The organism is Pseudoxanthomonas sp. CCNWLW251 (genome assembly GCF_037402255.1).
Lineage (GTDB): Bacteria > Pseudomonadota > Gammaproteobacteria > Xanthomonadales > Xanthomonadaceae > Pseudoxanthomonas_A.
The window spans coordinates 37838-55276 of record NZ_JBBEGA010000002.1; the positions used below are offsets into that span (position 1 = coordinate 37838).

The 17439-nt window shown below is 68.2% G+C and carries 18 protein-coding genes; 16 read left to right on the top strand and 2 right to left on the bottom strand.

Features of this window, described 5'->3' with window-relative positions; translation table 11 throughout:
• The first annotated feature begins 22 nt into the window (after positions 1-22).
• The 5 genes from WBN46_RS07035 (at position 23) to WBN46_RS07055 (ending at position 5364) form a co-directional block, all read left to right on the top strand.
• Positions 23-1120 (top strand): efflux RND transporter periplasmic adaptor subunit, encoded by a 1098-nt coding sequence (locus tag WBN46_RS07035; RefSeq protein WP_337730933.1) that lies wholly within the window; start codon positions 23-25, stop codon positions 1118-1120.
• 282 nt (positions 1121-1402) lie between these two features.
• Entirely contained in the window at positions 1403-3295 is a 1893-nt protein-coding gene (locus tag WBN46_RS07040; RefSeq protein ID WP_337730934.1) for an ABC transporter ATP-binding protein, read from the top strand.
• A 26-nt stretch (positions 3296-3321) separates the two neighbouring features.
• A complete protein-coding gene (locus tag WBN46_RS07045) occupies positions 3322-4530 on the top strand; it encodes a PQQ-dependent sugar dehydrogenase (protein WP_337730935.1) in 1209 nt (402 codons plus the stop codon).
• Positions 4531-4540: 10 nt separating this feature from the next.
• Positions 4541-4921, top strand: coding sequence for a hypothetical protein (locus WBN46_RS07050; RefSeq protein WP_337730936.1), 381 nt, complete (start codon positions 4541-4543; stop codon positions 4919-4921).
• Positions 4918-5364, top strand: coding sequence for a PaaI family thioesterase (locus WBN46_RS07055; RefSeq protein WP_337730937.1), 447 nt, complete (start codon positions 4918-4920; stop codon positions 5362-5364). Before WBN46_RS07050 ends, WBN46_RS07055 begins: the two co-directional genes overlap by 4 nt.
• 881 nt (positions 5365-6245) lie before the next feature.
• Here WBN46_RS07055 and WBN46_RS07060 read toward each other — a convergent pair.
• Together WBN46_RS07060 and WBN46_RS07065 are read right to left on the bottom strand one after the other, a co-directional pair.
• Positions 6246-7043 (bottom strand): amidohydrolase, encoded by a 798-nt coding sequence (locus tag WBN46_RS07060; RefSeq protein WP_337730938.1) that lies wholly within the window; start codon positions 7041-7043, stop codon positions 6246-6248.
• Positions 7044-7170: 127 nt separating this feature from the next.
• A complete protein-coding gene (locus WBN46_RS07065; protein ID WP_337730939.1) occupies positions 7171-8322 on the bottom strand; it encodes a pyridoxal phosphate-dependent aminotransferase in 1152 nt (383 codons plus the stop codon).
• Positions 8323-8392: 70 nt separating this feature from the next.
• Between WBN46_RS07065 and WBN46_RS07070 the strand changes: the two genes are divergently transcribed.
• The 11 genes from WBN46_RS07070 (at position 8393) to WBN46_RS07120 (ending at position 17426) form a co-directional block, all read left to right on the top strand.
• Positions 8393-8890, top strand: coding sequence for a DUF3293 domain-containing protein (locus WBN46_RS07070; protein ID WP_337730940.1), 498 nt, complete (start codon positions 8393-8395; stop codon positions 8888-8890).
• 118 nt (positions 8891-9008) lie between these two features.
• Positions 9009-9659 (top strand): heme ABC exporter ATP-binding protein CcmA, encoded by a 651-nt coding sequence (gene ccmA / locus WBN46_RS07075; protein ID WP_337730941.1) that lies wholly within the window; start codon positions 9009-9011, stop codon positions 9657-9659.
• An 85-nt stretch (positions 9660-9744) separates the two neighbouring features.
• A complete protein-coding gene (gene ccmB / locus WBN46_RS07080; RefSeq protein WP_337730942.1) occupies positions 9745-10431 on the top strand; it encodes a heme exporter protein CcmB in 687 nt (228 codons plus the stop codon).
• Positions 10432-10444: 13 nt separating this feature from the next.
• Positions 10445-11200, top strand: coding sequence for a heme ABC transporter permease (locus tag WBN46_RS07085; RefSeq protein ID WP_192201350.1), 756 nt, complete (start codon positions 10445-10447; stop codon positions 11198-11200).
• Complete coding sequence (ccmD, locus tag WBN46_RS07090) at positions 11197-11364, top strand: heme exporter protein CcmD (protein WP_337730943.1); 168 nt, start codon at positions 11197-11199, stop codon at positions 11362-11364. The genes WBN46_RS07085 and ccmD overlap by 4 nt, the downstream gene beginning before the upstream one ends.
• A gap of 3 nt (positions 11365-11367) precedes the next feature.
• Complete coding sequence (gene ccmE / locus WBN46_RS07095; RefSeq protein ID WP_337730944.1) at positions 11368-11829, top strand: cytochrome c maturation protein CcmE; 462 nt, start codon at positions 11368-11370, stop codon at positions 11827-11829.
• Positions 11830-12178: 349 nt separating this feature from the next.
• The gene (locus tag WBN46_RS07100) at positions 12179-14119 is read left to right on the top strand and encodes a heme lyase CcmF/NrfE family subunit (protein ID WP_337730945.1); all 1941 of its coding nucleotides are present in this window, start codon (positions 12179-12181) and stop codon (positions 14117-14119) included.
• 47 nt (positions 14120-14166) lie between these two features.
• The gene (locus WBN46_RS07105; RefSeq protein WP_337731884.1) at positions 14167-14712 is read left to right on the top strand and encodes a DsbE family thiol:disulfide interchange protein; all 546 of its coding nucleotides are present in this window, start codon (positions 14167-14169) and stop codon (positions 14710-14712) included.
• Between the two features lie 17 nt (positions 14713-14729).
• Entirely contained in the window at positions 14730-15167 is a 438-nt protein-coding gene (locus tag WBN46_RS07110) for a cytochrome c-type biogenesis protein (RefSeq protein ID WP_337731885.1), read from the top strand.
• Positions 15167-16177 carry a tetratricopeptide repeat protein gene (locus WBN46_RS07115; RefSeq protein WP_337730946.1) on the top strand — a complete coding sequence of 337 codons (1011 nt, stop codon included), beginning with the start codon at positions 15167-15169 and terminating at the stop codon, positions 16175-16177. The genes WBN46_RS07110 and WBN46_RS07115 overlap by 1 nt, the downstream gene beginning before the upstream one ends.
• 316 nt (positions 16178-16493) lie before the next feature.
• Positions 16494-17426, top strand: a complete 933-nt coding sequence (locus WBN46_RS07120; protein ID WP_337730947.1) for an endonuclease/exonuclease/phosphatase family protein — start codon at positions 16494-16496, stop codon at positions 17424-17426.
• Positions 17427-17439 lie beyond the last annotated feature (13 nt).

The following is a 17439-nucleotide window of genomic DNA, read 5'->3' on the forward strand; positions in this document are numbered from 1 at the left end:
CTCCCCCTTCCTGGAAAACGACATGCGCACCCTGCACAAGACCCTGATCGCCGTCGCGCTGGCCGGCGTCCTCGCCCTCCCCCTGCTCAAGCTGGACGCCGATGCCAGCGCGCCGGTGAAGCCTGACGCACCGCCGGCCATCGTCAGCGTTGCCCCGGCGGTGACCGCGGAATTCGCGCCGCGCCACTGGTCGCCGGGCAGCGTGATCAGCCGGCAGGACGCGCGCGTCGCCAGCGAACAGGGCGGGCGCGTCGTCGAGGTGGTCGAGGTGGGCGAACGCATACGCGCCGGCCAGGCGCTGGCGGTGCTGGACGACACGGCATTGCGACTGCGCGAACAGGAAGGCCGCGCCGACCTGGCCCGCATCCAGGCCCAGCTCGACCTTGCGGCCCGGCAGGAACAGCGCTACGCGCAACTGGCCGCACAACAGAACATCGCGCGTGCGCAGTACGAACAACTGCGGGCCGATCGCGACATGCTGGTGCAGGAGCGTGCGCGCGCGCTCGCGCAACTGGCGCAGACGCGTCACCAGCGCGAGCAGATGGTGGTGCGCGCTCCGTTCACCGGGATCGTCGCCGAACGCCACACCCAACTGGGCGAATACCTGACCACCGGCGCATCCGTGGCGCGCCTGGTGGACACGGCATCGCAGGAAGTCCGTGTGCGTGCGCCGGTGGACCTGGCGCAGCACCTGGGTACGGGCACCTCGGTGCTCGTGCGTGCGGGCGACACCGAGCGCGCGTGGCCGGTGACCGCTCTGGTGCCGGTCGGCGACGAATCCTCGCGCCAGCTGGAACTGCGCATCGCCATCGATGCCACCCAGATGCCGGTGGGCAGCGCGGTGGATGTCGGACTTCCCAGCGCAGGCACGCGCAGCGTGGTCGCGGTGCCGCGCGACGCGGTGATGCTGCGTCGCGAGGGCGACTTCGTGATGCGCGTGGATGGCGCCGGCAAGGCCGAACGCCTGCCGGTGGAAACCGGCGCCGAAGTCGATGGCCTGGTGGAGGTGACCGGCGATGTGCGCGTCGGCGACCGTTTGATTGTGCGTGGCGGCGAACGCATCGAACCCGGGCAGGCGGTCAGCATCCAGCCGGCATCACTGGCGGTCGCGATGCGCTGAGCATGGTGCGAGGCGGCGCGGATCGCGGCTGGAGTTGTCCGTAACCTGGAGAGGTCCGGTCGAACGGGGTCATACCGCTTCCCCGAACAACTGGATACGGATGCACGGAGAACTTCCAGTCGCGATCCGCGTCGCTTCCCGATGATGCCCCTGACGCCCCTGTGGGAGCGACGTCGGTCGCGACTGGACAGATGCAATGCCTGATCGCGACTGACGTCGCTCCCACACCGCAGGCAGCCGCGCTTTCACCCCAAATCCATCCGGGGCAGGCACAATCCACGCATGGCCTCGTCACCCCCGCCTGCGGGCAAGCCCAAGGGCGCCGCCCCGCGCCCTGCCAACAAGCCCAACCTGCGTGAGCGCTTCGATGCGATGCGCAACCTGGCGCCGTTCCTGCGCCAGATCTGGCAGACAAGTCGTGTCCTGACCACCGCCAGCCTGGGCCTGCGCGTGATCCGCGCGCTGCTGCCCATCGTCACGCTGTACATCGGCAAGCTGATCATCGACGAAGCCATCCGCCTGGTCGGTGCCGGCGTGCCGCAGGAAGGCCTGATGGCCGCGTGGCGCAGCGGTGTGCTGGACCACCTGCTGTGGCTGCTGGCGGTGGAGTTCGCGCTGGCGATCCTGTCCGACCTGCTGGGCCGCATGGTGAGCTATGCCGACGCCCTGCTGTCGGAGCTGTTCACCAACGCCACCAGCATCCGCCTGATGGAACACGCCGCCACGCTGGACCTGGAGGACTTCGAGGATCCGGACCTGCAGGACAAGCTGGACCGCGCGCGCCGCCAGACCATGGGGCGCATGAACCTGATGAGCCAGCTGTTCGGCCAGGTGCAGGACGCCATCACCGTGGTTGGCTTCGCCGCCGGCCTGCTGGTCTACGCGCCGTGGTTGATGGTGCTGCTGGCGGTGGCGCTGATTCCCGCCTTCATCGGCGAGGCGCACTTCAATGCGGTGGGCTATTCGTTGAACTTCCAGTGGACGCCGGAGCGCCGGCAGCTGGAATACATGCGGCAGATGGGTGCCAGTGTGGAAACCGCGAAGGAGGTGAAGATCTTCAATCTCCACCGCTTCCTGATCAGCCGCTACCGCACCCTGGCGGACAAGTTCTTCATCGCCAACCGCGCGCTGGCACGCCGTCGCGCGGTGTGGGGCACCCTGCTGGCGGCGCTGGGCACGCTGGGGTACTACGTGGCCTACGGCTACATCGCCTGGCGCACGGTGCGCGGCGACTTCAGCATCGGCGACCTGACCTTCCTGGCCGGCAGCTTCCGCCGCCTGCGCCAGCTGCTGGAAGGCCTGCTGGTGGGTTTCTCGCAGGTCGCGGGCCAGGCGCTGTACCTGGACGACCTGTTTTCGTTCTTCGAGATCGAACCGGAAATCACCTCGCCCGCCGATCCCGTCCCGGTGCCGAAACCGATCACGCGCGGCTTCACCTTCGAGAACGTGGGCTTCCGCTATCCCGATGCCGAACGCTGGGCGGTGCGCGGTCTGGACTTCGAACTGCGTGCCGGCGAGGTGCTGGCGCTGGTCGGCGAGAACGGCGCCGGCAAGACCACGCTGGTCAAGCTGCTGGCGCGTTTGTACGACCCGGACGAGGGGCGCATCCTGCTGGACGGTCGCGACCTGCGTGACTACGACATCGATGAGCTGCGCGCCAACATCGGCGTGATCTTCCAGGATTTCGTCCGCTACCACCTGACCGCCGGCGAGAACATCGGCGTCGGCCAGATCGACGCGATGCACGACCAGGCCCGCATCCGCGACGCCGCCGCGCGCTCCATGGCCGACGAAGTGATCGCCGGGCTGCCCCAGGGCTACGACCAGATGATCGGCCGCCGCTTCAAGAACAGCGTGGACTTGTCCGGCGGACAATGGCAGAAGATCGCCATTGCGCGTGCATACATGCGCGATGCGCAGGTGATGATCCTGGACGAACCGACCGCCGCGCTGGACGCGCGCTCGGAGTTCGAGGTCTTCCAACGCTTCAAGGAATTGTCGGACAATCGGACCGCGGTGCTGATCTCGCACCGTTTCTCCAGCGTACGCATGGCGGACCGCATCCTGGTCCTCAATGAAGGACGCCTGGAAGCCAGCGGCACCCACGAACAACTGCTGGCCGAGGGCGGCCGTTACGCCGAACTGTTCGAACTGCAGGCCGCCGGCTACCGCTGATTATGTTCCCCACAGGAGATACGACGTTGCGCAACGCATCCCATCGACTCGCCACCGCCCTGCTTCTCGCGCTGCCCCTGGCTGCGTGCAATTCGCCCGCGAACGGTGAAGCCAAAGGCAACGCCACCGCCGCTGCGGAGCAGCCTGCGCCCGCGAGCCAGCCCGCGCAGACGCTGACCAGTGCCAAGGGCCAGGTCCGGGCCACGCAGGTGGCGGGCGGCCTGGATCATCCCTGGGGGCTCGCGTTCCTGCCCGACGGCAGCATGCTCGTCACCGAACGCAGCGGGCAGTTGCGCCGCGTCGGTGCCGACGGCGCGGTGTCCGCACCGGTCACGGGCGTGCCCAAGGTCTTCGCCACCGGCCAGGGCGGCCTGCTCGACGTGGTGCCCGCGCCGGATTTCGCCACCAGCCAGCGCATCTACCTGAGCTATGCCGAGCCGGGCGACAACGGTACCGCAGGCACCGCAGTGGCCTACGGCACGCTGGCCGACGGCGCGCTCGCCGACGTCAAGGTGATCTACCGCCAGGAACCGAAGGTCGATGGCCCGAACCACTTCGGCTCGCGCCTGGTCTTCGATGATGCCGGCCACCTCTTCATCAGCCAGGGCGAGCGCAACAAGCGCGCGATGTCGCAGGAACTCGACAAGCTGCAGGGCAAGCTGGTGCGCCTCAACCTGGACGGCAGCGTGCCGCAGGACAATCCCTTCGTCGGCCAATCCGGCGCGCGTGCGGAAATCTGGAGCTACGGCCACCGCAACATGCAGGGCATGGCGCGCGACCCGCGCACCGGCACGCTCTGGCAGAGTGAGCATGGCCCGCGCGGTGGCGACGAGATCAACCTGCCCCAGCCTGGAAAGAACTATGGCTGGCCGGTCATCACCCACGGCATCAATTATTCCGGCCAGCCGATTCCGGAGGCGGAAGGCAAGGCGAAGGACGGCATGGAACAACCGCACCACCTGTGGGAGAAATCCCCCGGCGTGTCCGGCATGGCGTTCTATACCGGACGCCCGGAGAGCCCCTGGAACGACAGCCTGTTCCTCGGCTCGCTGGCCGAACGCAACCTGATCCGCCTGACCCTGGACGGCGACAAGATCGTCGGCGAAGAACGCCTGCTCAACGAGATCGGCGAGCGTGTGCGCGACGTCCGCGTCGGGCCGGACGGCAACGTCTACGTGGTCACCGACGAAGACGACGGCAAGATCTGGCGGGTCGAACCGCCGAAGGCGCCGTGAGGAGTAGCCAGTGATCAAACACCTCCTGCTCGCATTCGGATTGTGCTGCGCCCCTGCGGCGCACGCACAGGCAACGCTCGATTACACACAAGCCAAGCAACGCGCGGATGCCGACGAAGCCGCGCTGGCTCCGGAGCAGGCGGCATCGCTGCGCGATGCGCAGGCCGTCGCGCTCGATGCCGGCGTCAGCGCATGCGCGACCCCCACGGCGGACACCTCGCCGTTCGTGATCGTGGCGGAGCTGGACGCCACCGGCAAGGTGGTACGCACGTGGCGGGAAGGCGCGACGCCCCTGGCGATCTGCGTGCAGAAGCAGATCGCGGGCAAGACGCTGTCGGCGCCACGGCGCGCGCCTTTCTTCACTTCGTTCGAGTTGAGTTTCACACCATGAGCGACGGCACCGACATCAATGCCCTGCTGCGCGCGCGCCTGCCTGCCGGCGCACCCCTGCAGATTCCGCCGCCGTGCCTGCTCGACATGCAGGGCGAGCCGGTCGCCTACGTGGAAGGCGAATCGCTGGCGATGCGTTTTCCCGTGCTGCCCCGCTACCAGAACCCGATCGGCCACATGCAGGGGGGCTTCATCGTCGCCGCGCTGGACAACACGCTGGGCCCGTTCTCGTACCTGATCGCGCCGCCCAGCGTCACGACCTCGCTCAACACGCAGTATTTGCGCCCGGTGACACCGGACATGCCGCACATCACCTGCCATGCGCGGTTGGTCGAACGCACGCGCAATCAATTGTTCCTCGCGGGCGAGGTGCGTGACGACGCGGGCCGCGTGCTGGTGATGTGCCAGGCGGTGTGCCAGATCCTCCCGCAGAAAAGCGCCTGACCTGTTTGACCTACCTGCGCTTGAAGCCCTGCGCTTGAAGCCCCTCTCCCTGCGGCGACCGAAGGAAGTCCCTGTGGGAGAGAGGGGTTGGGGTGAGTGGCAACGAAGACGACACACCTGATGTCGCGCGATTCGACAACAACCGCCGCGAGCGCGATATCCACACGCGCCCATGAGCCTATTGGGCTCATGAGTCTGCTGGGAAATGGCTGTGGGTTTAGGCATGGTGCCGCTCGCCGGGGGGGGCCTGCTTTTCTTTGCTTGTGCAAAGAAAAGTAGGCAAAAGAAACACCCCCCGGCGGTCCGCCCGCCGCTGCGCGGCGGGTGCGCAGTCCCGGCGGGAATTTTCGGACGGGGCCTCCTGACCCGGCCGAAAACGGCGCACATCCTTGTGCGCCGCCCTGCGGGTTTTGCCCGCCGTGACTGCCGGACCTTAAGGGGCCCCAAGAGCCGCGCCTGACAGATCGACGAGCACCGTGGCTTTGCTCTCGCTCCTGCCTTCGGGCCTCCATGAGGCACGGCGAGTGGGCCGGGTAAAACCCGAAGGGCGCCGCCCCGGATGGGCGGCGTTTTCGTATGGCACAAGGATGTGCCTTACGAAAATTCCCGGGCCGCTCGCGGACCCGGAGCGAAGCGCAGGGCGTGCCGCTTGGGGTGTGTTTCTTTGCTTCTTTCTTTGCACAAGCAAAGAAAGAAGGCCTCCGCGGCGAGCGGCACCATGCATGAAGCGCGTGAACGCATACGACGAGGAAACGTCTTGCGCTCAGACATGATGAGCGCATCGCGCTCATGGTGGGTGTTGATGGTTTCGGAGTAGCCGGGACATACGGGCTTCGTTGCCCCTCACCCCAACCCCTCTCCCGCAGGGAGAGGGGCTCAACTCAGCGCAGCTCGAACCTGTCCGCATCCAGCATCGCCGGGAACCGCTCCCGGTGCGCCAACAGCGCCTCCGCCGAGATCGTCGACGTCGTCACTCCCTCGCCTGCCGGCAACTCCACCACCGGCTGCCCCAGGAAATCGATCACCGCACTGTCGCCGCTGTATTCGTGCCCATTGCCATCCGTGCCCGCACGATTGACCGCCGCGACGTAGCAGAGATTCTCGATCGCCCGCGCGCGCAACAGCGTCTTCCACGGATACGCACGCGCCGCCGGCCAGTTCGCGACGAATATCTGCAGATCGAAGTCGAGCTGGCCCGGGCGCTCCACGTCATAACGATTGCGCGCGAACACCGGGAAACGCAGGTCGTAACAGACCAGCGGATTGATCCGCCAGCCCTTCCATTCCACCGTCAGGCGCCCGCTGCCGGCCGCATAACGCTTGTGCTCGTTCGCATAGCGGAACAGATGCCGCTTGTCGTAGTGCTGCAGCGCGCCGTCGGGCGTGGCGAACAGCAGACGATTGAACACCCCCTCCGAGGTGCGCAGCTGCACGCTGCCGGTAACCGCGGCACCCAGGGTCCCGGCCTGCTCGCGGATCCACGCCACCGTGGCGCCGTCCATGCCCTCGGCCTGGTCGATGGCCTCGTTGCTGAAACCGCTGGTGAACGTCTCCGGCAGGATCACCAGATCGGTCTGTCCCGCGAGCGGCGCGATCAGCCCGCCGTAGTAGTCGCGGTTGCCCGCCGGATCGTGCCAGCGGGTTTCGCCCTGGATCAGGGAAATGCGCAGGTCCTGCATGGTGTCGGTGTTCCTGATCCTGTCGAAAGGACGTGCATTGTAGGAGGGGCTTCAGCCCCGACGCTTCTCCGTCAGCCTTCCGGATACTCCGGCAAAGGCGTCGGGGCTGAAGCCCCTCCTACAGGGCTCAGAGTTTCTTCAACCTTGCGATCGCCGCATCCAGCGTCGCCTCGTTCTTGGCGAAGCACAGGCGCGCCAGGCGCTGGCCCGCCGGAGGCTTTTCGTAGAACGGCGACAGCGGGATCGCAGTGACGCCGTGCTCCACGGTCAGCCACTTCACGAACTCGGTATCCGGCAGGTCACTGACGGCGGAATAGTCCACCAGTTGGAAGTAACCACCCGGCACCGGCAACGGTTTGAACTTCGTGCCCAGCAGCTGTTCGCGGAAACGGTCGCGCTTGTCCTGGTAGAACGCACCCAGCTGCTCGTAGTGTTCCGGCTCGTCGCGGATCATCGCGGCGAAGGCGAACTGCGCCGGCGCGAAGGTGCAGAACACGTTGTACTGGTGCACCTTGCGGAACTCCGCCGTCAGCGCCGGCGGTGCGACGGCATAGCCGATCTTCCAACCCGTGCAGTGGTAGGTCTTGCCGAAGCTGGACACCACGAACGCACGCGCGGCCAGCTCGGGGTAGCGCAGGATCGACTCGTGGCGACGCCCGTCGAACACGATGTGCTCGTACACCTCATCGGAGATCAGGTAGATGCCGGTGCCTTCCAGCAGCGCGGCCAGTGCGCGGATGTCGGCGGCGTCGAACATCGCGCCGGACGGGTTGTGCGGGCTGTTGATGATCAGCAGGCGCGTCTTCGGGGTGATGGCCGCGCGCACGCGGTCCCAGTCCACGGCGAAGGTCTGCGGATCCAGCGGGACATGCACGGCACGCGCGCCGGCCAGGTCGATGGCGGGCTCGTAGCTGTCGTAGGCCGGGTCCAGCACGATGACCTCTTCGCCCGGGCGCACTACCGCATGGATGGCGTTGAACAACGCCTCGGTAGCACCACTGGTCACGGTGATCTCGGTGTCGGGATCCACCTCGCGGCCGTAGCAGCGCAGCGCCTTCTCGGCGATGGCCTGGCGCAGCGGCGCCACGCCCGTCATCGGTGCGTACTGGTTGTGGCCGGCCCGCATGGCGGCATCCAGTTCGTCCACCAGCCGCGGCGGCACCGCGAAATCCGGGAAACCCTGCCCCAGGTTGACCGCGCCATGTTCGGCGGCCAGTTGCGACATCACGGTGAAGATGGTGGTGCCCACCTTGGGCAGCTTGGTCTGGGGCTGGAACATCCCGGGTCAGGCACTCGATGAAGGGGAAGGCGGAGTGTACGCGCTCCGCTTTACGCGCGATGATGCGGCCATGGGCGACTCCCGCGATCCCGACGCCATCGACCAGGTTCCCGAGGCCGAACGGGCGCGTCTGGCCACCGCGTGGGCAGCCGCGCATTACTTCGTGGCGGTGGGGCGGCAGGAATGGCTGTTCCGCACCGGCCTGACCGCAGCGGATGTCGAGCGGCAGATCATGGCGACCCGCTATCTGTTCATCACCGCATGGAATCCCCCGCCCGGCGACACCTCGCGCCCGCTCAATGACGCCGCGCAGGAACGCCTGCATGCCCGCGTGCAGGCGCTGGGCCTGTCCTTCCATCCCGCGCTGGGCTGCAACAGCCAGGGCGGCATGGTGGAACACGGGTGCCTGGTGCTGGATGCCACTCCGGAGCAGGCCGATGCCCTGGCCCGCGAGTTCGGCCAGGGCGGCACCCTGTTCTGGCAGGCCGGCGAACCCGTCCGCCTGCGCATGATGTGGCCGCGACCGGCGCAGGCCGACGGCGACCCGCATACCGACTGGGTGGGCTGAGCCTGTCGGGGTCCGGGGCGCGACCGTCTGTCGCAGGCGGCCGGCCCGGCGCCTCCGCTTACAATGCGCGGCTGAGCCCCCAGGACACCCAGCCTCCCGCCCGGGAACGCCCGATCCGATGACCGACGCCGCTCCCCGCCATCCGCCGTTGCTGGCCGCCCGCGCCTTGGCGTTCTCGCGCAATGACGAGCCGGTGTTCGGGCCGCTGGACTTCGCCGTGGACGCAGGCGAGGCGCTGCTGGTGCAGGGCGGCAATGGCGTCGGCAAGACCACCCTGCTGCGCGTCCTGGCCGGCCTGCTGCGGGCCGATACGGGCCACATCGACATCGACGGCCAGCCCGCCGGCCCGGCGCGTCGCGCCCACGCGATGGCCTACCTCGGCCACCTGCCGGCGCTGAAGGCGGACCTGAACGCGCTGGAGAACCTCAACTTCCTCTGCGGCCTGCACGGTCGCCGCGCGCGGCAGATGCCGGGCAATGCCCTGGCGATGGTCGGCCTGGCCGGCTACGAGGACGCGCTGGCGCGGCAGCTCTCCGCCGGCCAGAAGAAGCGGCTGTCGCTGGCGCGCCTGTGGCTGTCGCCGTCGCCGCTGTGGCTGCTCGACGAGCCCTACGCCAACCTCGACCTGGACGGCATCACCCTGGTCAACCGGATGATCTCCGCGCACCTGCGCGACGGCGGCGCTGCGCTGGTGACCACGCACGGCGCGTATGCCGCGCCACCGGTGCAGACCCGCATGCTGCTGCTGGAGCGGGGAGACGCGACATGAGTCCGATGGCTGTGTCCTCGAACCCGCCGCACCCCGCCCTTTCCCCCGCAAGCGGTGGACGGGGTTGCTTCACGGGAGCTCGCGCATGAGCACCGCGCCCTCGCTCCTCCAGACCGCCCGCGCGCTGATCACGCGCGACGTGCAACTGCTGTGGCGCCGCCGTGGCGATGCACTGCAGCCTGCCCTGTTCGCCATGCTGGTGGTCGTCTTGTTCGCACTCGGCCTGGGCACCGCGCCGCAGGCGCTGTCGAAGGTGGCGCCGGCGGTGCTGTGGGTCGCCGTGCTGCTGGCCGGCCTGCTGTCGCTGGACACGCTGTTCCGTGGCGATGCGGAAGATGGTTCGCTCGAACAATGGATCCTCGCGCCGGTGCCGCTGGCGTGGCTGGTGCTGGTGCGCGTGCTGACCCACTGGGCCACCACCGCCCTGCCCCTGGTGCTGGTGACGCCGCTGCTGGGCGAGATGCTGCACCTGCCGCGCAGCGACCTGCCGATGCTGCTGGCCACGCTCGCGCTGGGCACGCCGCTGCTGAGCCTGCTGGGCGCCGTGGTGGCCGCGCTGACGGTGGGCATGAGGCGCTCTGGTATCCTTGTCGCCCTGCTGGCGTTGCCGTTGTACGTGCCCGTGCTGGTGTTCGGCGCAGGGGCCGTGACCGCCAGCGCACAAGGGCTGGATGCTTCCGGCGCCCTCCTCTGGCTGGCCGCCGGCCTGCTGCTCTCGCTGCTGCTGGCGCCGCTGGCCGCCGCCGCGGCGATCCGCATCGCCCTGACCTGAAGACCGCCGCCGCATGAATCCTCTCGTCCGCTGGTTCCACCAACTCGGCTCACCGCCCTACTTCGACCGCTTCGCCGCGCGCTGGACGCCGTGGTGCTACCTGGCGGCGCTCGTGCTGTTCGGCGTGGGCCTGTGGCAGGCGCTGTTCGTGGTGCCGGCCGACTACCAGCAGGGCGACAGCTTCCGGATCCTGTACATCCACGTGCCCAGCGCGTGGATGAGCATGTTCGTGTTCGGCCTGATGGCGTTCTATGCCGCCATCGCGCTGGTCTGGCGCATCAAGCTGTGCGAGATCCTGGCGATGGCCTGCGCGCCCACCGGCGCCGCGTTCACCGTCATCACCCTGGCCACCGGCAGCATCTGGGGCAAGCCGATGTGGGGCACCTGGTGGGACTGGGATCCGCGCCTGACCACCGAACTGATCCTGCTGTTCCTCTATCTCGGCGTGATGGGCCTGTACGGCGCCATCGACGACCGCCGCAGCGCGGCGCGTGCGGCCGGCCTGCTGGCCATCGTCGGCGTGGCGCTGCTGCCGGTGATCCGCTACTCGGTGGTGTGGTGGAACTCGCTGCACCAGGGCCAGACCATCCGCGTGTTCGGCGAGTCCAGCATGGACGACAGCATGCTGCTGCCGCTGGTACTGATGGTGATCGCCACCAAGTTCTGGTTCGCCGGCTCGCTGCTGGCGCGCGCGCGCGCCGACAACCTGCACCGCGAAGCCGGCAAGGCCTGGGTGGCGAAACTCGCGTCGGACGGAGCCGCCCCATGAGCTATCTGGAATACGTCATCGGCGCCTACGCCGTGTTCGCCGCCGTGCTGGCCTGGGACTTCATCGCCCCGCGCCTGCAGGTGCGCCGCGAACTGCGCGCCGCCCGCCTGCGCGTCGCACGCGATTCGCGCCGCAACGCCGCCCCCACCGACCTGGAACGCTGACCGATGAATCCCGTGCGACGCCGTCGCCTGCTGTTCGTGCTGCTCGCCGTCGTGGTGGCCGGCATCGCCACCGCGCTGATTGCGATGGCCCTGCAGCGCAACGTGGCCTACCTGTACACACCGGCCGAAGTGTTGCGCGGTGATGCCAAGCAGTCCCGCTTCCGGCTGGGCGGCATGGTGGAAAAGAACTCGTTCAAGCGCGAAGCCGGCTCGCTGACCTCGCACTTCCGCGTGACCGATGGCGACGCGCAGCTGACGGTGCGCTACGACAAGATCCTCCCGGACCTGTTCCGCGAGGGACAGGCCGTGGTCGCCACCGGCACCCTGCAGGATGGCGTGTTCGTGGCCGAGGACGTGCTGGCCAAGCACGACGAGGCGTACATGCCGAAGGAAGTCGCCGACAAGATGGGCAAGGCGCACCAGAAGCACGACGTGCCTGCAGCACCTGCGGGGTCGGCGAATTGATCGCCGCTGCCATCGCCGTTTCCCTTCTCCCCGCGCGCGGGGAGAAGGTGCCCGGAGGGCGGATGAGGGGCGCTTTTCCTGTCATTCGCCGTCCTCGTGCCCTGCGCTTGTTGACGCTTCCCGCGTGGTCGACACCCCACACCTCCGCTCGCCCCTCACCCGCCTTCGGCACCCTCTCCCCGCTGCGCAGGGAGAGGGACTCGAACGCACGACGCTCTCGAAGAGTGCAAACCGCCACACCCCTTCCCGACCATGCTGTTCCTCTCCTTCTCCCCGCCTGCGGGGAGAAGATGGCCGGAGGCCGGATGAGGGGCGCTTTTGCTTCCGTGCGTACAGGAATGGATGACTGATGCTGCCTGAACTCGGACAAATCGCGCTGATCCTGGCACTGCTGGTGGCGATGCTGCAGGCGGTGCTGCCTCTGGCCGGCGCGCAGCGCGGCAAGGCGTCATGGATGGAAGTCGCGCGCCCGGCGGCCTACGCACAGCTGTGGCTGGTGATGCTGGCCTTCATCGCGCTGACGGTAGCCTTCGTGCAGCAGGACTTCTCGGTCAAGTACGTGGCGGGCAACTCCAACTCGCTGCTGCCGATGGTCTATCGCTACACCGCAGTGTGGGGCTCGCACGAAGGCTCGCTGCTGTTGTGGGCGCTGGTGCTGGCGATCTGGACCGGCGCCGTGGCGCTGTTCTCGCGCGGTCTTCCGGACGTGGTGATGGCGCGCGTGCTCGGCGTGATGGGCGTGGTCGCCATCGGCTTCCTCGCCTTCCTGATCTTCACCTCCAACCCCTTCATCCGCCTGCTGCCGTCGCCCGGCGAAGGCCGCGACCTCAACCCGCTGCTGCAGGATCCGGGGATGATCATCCATCCGCCGCTGCTGTACGTGGGCTACGTCGGGTTCGTGGTGCCGTTCGCGTTCGCCATCGCCGCGCTGCTCGACGGCCACGTGGACGCACGTTGGCTGCGCTGGACGCGGCCGTGGACGAACGTCGCCTGGGGTTTCCTCACCCTCGGCATCGCGCTGGGCAGCTGGTGGGCGTACTACGAACTGGGCTGGGGCGGCTGGTGGTTCTGGGATCCGGTCGAGAACGCCAGCTTCATGCCCTGGCTGGTGGGCGCGGCACTGATCCATTCGCAGGCGGTCACCGAGAAGCGCGGCGCGTTCCGGGGCTGGACGCTGCTGCTCGCCATCGCCGCGTTCTCGCTGTCGCTGCTGGGCACGTTCCTGGTGCGCTCCGGCGTGCTGACCAGCGTGCACGCCTTCGCCGCCGATCCCACCCGTGGCCTGTTCGTGCTGATCTTCCTGGGCGTGGTGATCGGCAGTTCGCTGCTGCTGTACGCCTGGCGCGCACCGCAGCTGTCCGAGGGCGAATCGGAGAAGTCGTACTTCGCCGCCAATTCGCGCGAGACGCTGCTGCTGGCCAACAACCTGCTGCTCGCCGCCGCCTGCGCGATGGTGCTGCTGGGCACGCTGTACCCGCTGATCGCCGACGCGCTGGAACTGGGCAAGATCTCGGTCGGCCCGCCGTACTTCAGCCTGCTTTTCATCGTACTGATGGCGCCGCTGGTGGCACTGGTGCCGTTCGGGCCGATCACCAAGTGGCAGCGCGAGAACCTGCGCAAGCCGCTCGCCATGCTGCTGCCGTGGGCCGGGCTGGCGATCGCACTGGCCGTCATCGCCTGGTTCGTGGCGCCCCAAGGCAAGCTGAAAGCCGCCGCCGGCATCCTCGGTGCGGCGTGGGTTGGCCTGGGCACGTTGCGCTTCGTCTGGTCGCGCCTGCGCGCGAACGGCCGTTTCACTCCTGAGATGCTGGGCATGACGCTGGCGCACACCGGCATCGCCGTGTTCCTGGTCGGCGCGCTGCTGGTGGAGGCGCTCAACGTGCAGCGCGAACTGGCGGTGAAGCCCGGCCAGACGGTCGAGGTCGGCCGCTGGGGCTTCCACTTCCAGGGCGTCGATGAAACCCAGGGACCGAACTACCTCTCCGACCGGGGTCACGTGCAGGTACTGCGCGATGGCAAGCCGGTGACGTTGCTGCATCCGGAGAAACGCGCGTACGCCAGCGGTGGCCAGGTGATGACCGAGGCCGGCATCCGGCCCGGGGTGCTCGGCGATGTCTATGTCGCCATCGGCGAACCGCTCGGCGACGGCGCCTGGGCGCTGCGCGTGCACATCAAGCCCTTCGTCCGCTGGATCTGGCTGGGCGCCGCCCTGATGGCGCTGGGCGGCTTCGTCACCGCCGCCGACCGCCGGTTCCGCAACCACCGCAAGCCCGAGGCCAATCCCGCATGAGCAACGCGTCCGAACTCCCGCCGTCGCCGCCGCGCTCGCGTGGCGCGATGACCTTCGCGCTGATCATCATCGGCCTGTTCTTCATCGGCCTGATGGGCCTGCTGTACTACGGCGTGAAGCAGTCCGACCGTGCCGGCCGCGATGCCCTGCCCTCGCCACTGATCGGCAAGCCGTCGCCGGCCTTCGACCTGCCACTGCTGCACGAGCCCGGCAAGCGCGTGACCAACGCCGACCTCAAGGGGCAGCCCTACGTGATGAACGTATGGGGCAGCTGGTGCCCGGAATGCCGCGTGGAGCATCCCATCCTGACGAAGTTCGCGCTGACCAAGCGCGTGCGCTTCATCGGCTACAACCTCAAGGATGAGCGCCAGGATGCGCTGCGCTGGCTGGAGCAGTTCGGCAATCCGTACATGATGGTCATCGCCGACATCGAAGGCCGCGCGGCGATCGACTGGGGCATCTACGGCGCGCCGGAAACCTTCCTCGTCGACGGCAACGGCGTGATCCGCTGGAAGCACGTCGGCGCCATCGACCAGGCCATCATCGACCACCAGTTGATCCCCGCGCTGGAAAAAATCGAAGCCGGCCGATGAACGCGTCTCCGATGCTCCTGCTGCGCGCTCTGCTGCTGGCCCTGCTGGTCGCCGTCGCCGCGCCCTCCTTCGCCCAGGCCAGCGACCCCACGCCGCTGCAGTTCCGGGATACCGCCGAGGAAGCCCGCTTCCACACGCTGACCGCCGAACTGCGCTGCGTGATGTGCCAGAACCAGTCGCTGGCCGATTCCAACGCGCAGATCGCGCACGACCTGCGGCGTGAGGTGCTCGACCTGATGCGCCAGGGCAAGGACGACGCGCAGGTGAAGCAGTTCCTGGTCGATCGCTACGGCGAGTTCGTGCTGTACAAGCCGGAGATGGCACCGGGCACCTACGTGCTGTGGTTCGGGCCGCTGCTGCTGTTGCTGGCCGGCGGCGTGTGGGTCGGCCGGATCGTCGCCAAGCGCGCGAAGCAACCCGCGCCGACCACCGACGACGACAACCAGGAGTGGTGATGACCACCTTCGTGATCCTCTCCATCGTGCTTTCCGCCGCCGTGCTGCTGGCGGTGCTGTGGCCGCTGTGGCGCGATGCGCGCGGGCTGGTGCTGGGTGGCGTCGCCGCGCTCGGCATCGCCACGTTCGCGCTGTACCGCGTGGTGGGCACGCCTGCCGCGCTGTCGCCGCAGGCCACCGCCACGATGCCCACGACGCTGGACGATGCCGTGACCCAGCTCGAAGCCGAGCTCGCGAAGCAGCCCAACGAACCGGAAGGCTGGCGCCTGCTGGGCAAGTCCTACGCGGCGCTGCAACGTTACGACGACGCGCAGAAAGCCTTCGAGCGCGCCGTGCAGCTGCTGCCCACCGACGCCGACCTGCTGGTCGAAACCGCGCAGGCGCGCCTGTTCAACAATGCCGAACGCAAGCTCGACGCGCAGTCGATGGCACTGCTGGACAAGGCCATCGCCATCAATCCCGATCACCAGCGCGCGCTGTGGTTCCTCGGCCTCGCGCAGCGGCAGGAAGGCAAGCACGCCGAGGCGGCGAAGACCTGGGAACCCCTGCTGGCCAAGGTCGACCCCAACACGGCCGCCACCCTGCGCACGCAGATCAACGAAGCCCGTGCCGACGCCGGCCTGCCGCCACTTGCCGACACTGCGCCTGTCACCGCCGCGGCACCTGCATTGCTCACCGTCACCGTTGAGCTGGCCCCGGCACTGAAGGACAAGCTGGCACCGGGCGACACGCTGTTCGTGTTCGCCCGCCAGATGGGCGGCCCGCCGATGCCGGTCGCCGCCAAGCGCCTGCCGGTAGATACCTTCCCGGTGACCGTGCCGCTCGGCGACGGCGACAGCCCCATGCCCACGCTCAAGCTGTCGCAGCTGCCGCAGGTGCATCTGGTCGCCCGCATCGCAAAGGGCAGCGGCCCCGCCGCCCAGACCGGCGATCTGGAAGCCGCTGCCGTCACTGCCGACGTCAAGACCGGCAACAGCTACACGCTGACGATTGATCGCGTGGTGCCGTAAGGCCACGCCATACCGCGCTGCCGCTTCTCCTTCTCCCTGCGCAGCGGGGAGAAGGTGCCGAAGGCGGATGAGGGGCGCTCTTCGCGCGAACCCTCCGCCTCGCGTTATTGAGGCACGTTGACCGCTGATCGTAACGCCGGCATCCCCACTCCGTCCGCCCCTCACCCGCCCGTTGGGCACCCTCTCCCCGCTGCGCAGGGCGAGGGATACGGATGCTGCGTTGCGATGTATCCGTGCCCTGCCTGCATCTGCATGACATGGCATCGATAAACCGCCTTCCCTACACTCTGGCGATGATCCATCTCCCGCTCACTGCATGAAGCGCGCACGCGTCGTGTCACGGCTAGCTCTCTGGCTCTCCGCACCTGCGCTGCTCGGACTGCTGCTCCCGCTGCAACGCGCATGGATGCCGGGCCAAGGATCCATTGGCTGGGCGCTGGACCTGTTCGCGCACTGGCAGCCGCTCTATGGCGCAGCCTGGCTGATCGCCTGCCTGCTCGGCGCCCTACGCGACAGGCGCTGGCTCCTCGGCCTGCCACTGCTTGCTATGCCATGGCTTACCGCAAGTCCCGTCGCGCCGCACTCGGACGAGCCTCCACATCTCCTGGTCGCGGTCGCCAACGTCAACATCCATCAGCGCGATCCCGGCGCGCTGCTCGCCTGGCTGCGACAGAAGCCGGCCAATCTCGTGGTGCTGACCGAGTTGTCGCCCTACTACGCTGAGGCGCTGGAAGATCGGAAATACGGCGGATTCGTCCACCAAGCGCTGCATCCGCTCGCGTCGCCGCCAGGCCTTGGGGTGTTGTCCGACCGTCCTCTCCGCAACGTGCGCGTGCTGCCCGACGGACTGGGTGCGCTGCGAATGGAGGCCGATCTCGATATCGGCGGCCGCACCGTCCACTTTATCGCCGCGCATCCCAAGCCGCCCATGGCCACGCGCAAGTACCACGCGCGTGATCAGTTGCTGCGGGAACTCGCCACGACTGCCGCCACGCGGCCGACAATCGTCGCCGGCGACCTCAATGCCACGCCATGGTCCAGCGCACTGCTGGGCAGCGACATGCGCTCGCTGCGACGCGCTACCGGCTGGACACCCACCTATCCCAGCGAGGGCGGCGGCATGTTCGGCATCGGTATCGACCATGTCCTGGTCTCACCAGAGTTCGCACGCACCTGGGCGGAACGCGGCCCCGATATCGGTTCTGACCACCTGCCCTTGCGTGCCGGGCTGCGCTGGAAGGGCGAATAGCGTCGCCCGGATC

Excerpts from the sequence above, each read along its gene's own strand:
- WBN46_RS07040 (WP_337730934.1), top strand. The coding sequence starts at position 1,403 with ATGGCCTCGTCACCCCCGCCTGCGGGCAAGCCCAAGGGCGCCGCCCCG.
- ccmB (WP_337730942.1), top strand. The coding sequence starts at position 9,745 with ATGAGCACCGCGCCCTCGCTCCTCCAGACCGCCCGCGCGCTGATCACG.
- ccmD (WP_337730943.1), top strand. The coding sequence starts at position 11,197 with ATGAGCTATCTGGAATACGTCATCGGCGCCTACGCCGTGTTCGCCGCC.
- WBN46_RS07060 (WP_337730938.1), bottom strand. The coding sequence starts at position 7,043 with ATGCAGGACCTGCGCATTTCCCTGATCCAGGGCGAAACCCGCTGGCAC.
- WBN46_RS07115 (WP_337730946.1), top strand. The coding sequence starts at position 15,167 with ATGACCACCTTCGTGATCCTCTCCATCGTGCTTTCCGCCGCCGTGCTG.
- WBN46_RS07055 (WP_337730937.1), top strand. The coding sequence starts at position 4,918 with ATGAGCGACGGCACCGACATCAATGCCCTGCTGCGCGCGCGCCTGCCT.
- WBN46_RS07120 (WP_337730947.1), top strand. The coding sequence starts at position 16,494 with ATGAAGCGCGCACGCGTCGTGTCACGGCTAGCTCTCTGGCTCTCCGCA.
- WBN46_RS07070 (WP_337730940.1), top strand. The coding sequence starts at position 8,393 with ATGGGCGACTCCCGCGATCCCGACGCCATCGACCAGGTTCCCGAGGCC.
- WBN46_RS07085 (WP_192201350.1), top strand. The coding sequence starts at position 10,445 with ATGAATCCTCTCGTCCGCTGGTTCCACCAACTCGGCTCACCGCCCTAC.
- WBN46_RS07100 (WP_337730945.1), top strand. The coding sequence starts at position 12,179 with ATGCTGCCTGAACTCGGACAAATCGCGCTGATCCTGGCACTGCTGGTG.
- ccmE (WP_337730944.1), top strand. The coding sequence starts at position 11,368 with ATGAATCCCGTGCGACGCCGTCGCCTGCTGTTCGTGCTGCTCGCCGTC.
- WBN46_RS07035 (WP_337730933.1), top strand. The coding sequence starts at position 23 with ATGCGCACCCTGCACAAGACCCTGATCGCCGTCGCGCTGGCCGGCGTC.
- WBN46_RS07105 (WP_337731884.1), top strand. The coding sequence starts at position 14,167 with ATGACCTTCGCGCTGATCATCATCGGCCTGTTCTTCATCGGCCTGATG.
- ccmA (WP_337730941.1), top strand. The coding sequence starts at position 9,009 with ATGACCGACGCCGCTCCCCGCCATCCGCCGTTGCTGGCCGCCCGCGCC.
- WBN46_RS07065 (WP_337730939.1), bottom strand. The coding sequence starts at position 8,322 with ATGTTCCAGCCCCAGACCAAGCTGCCCAAGGTGGGCACCACCATCTTC.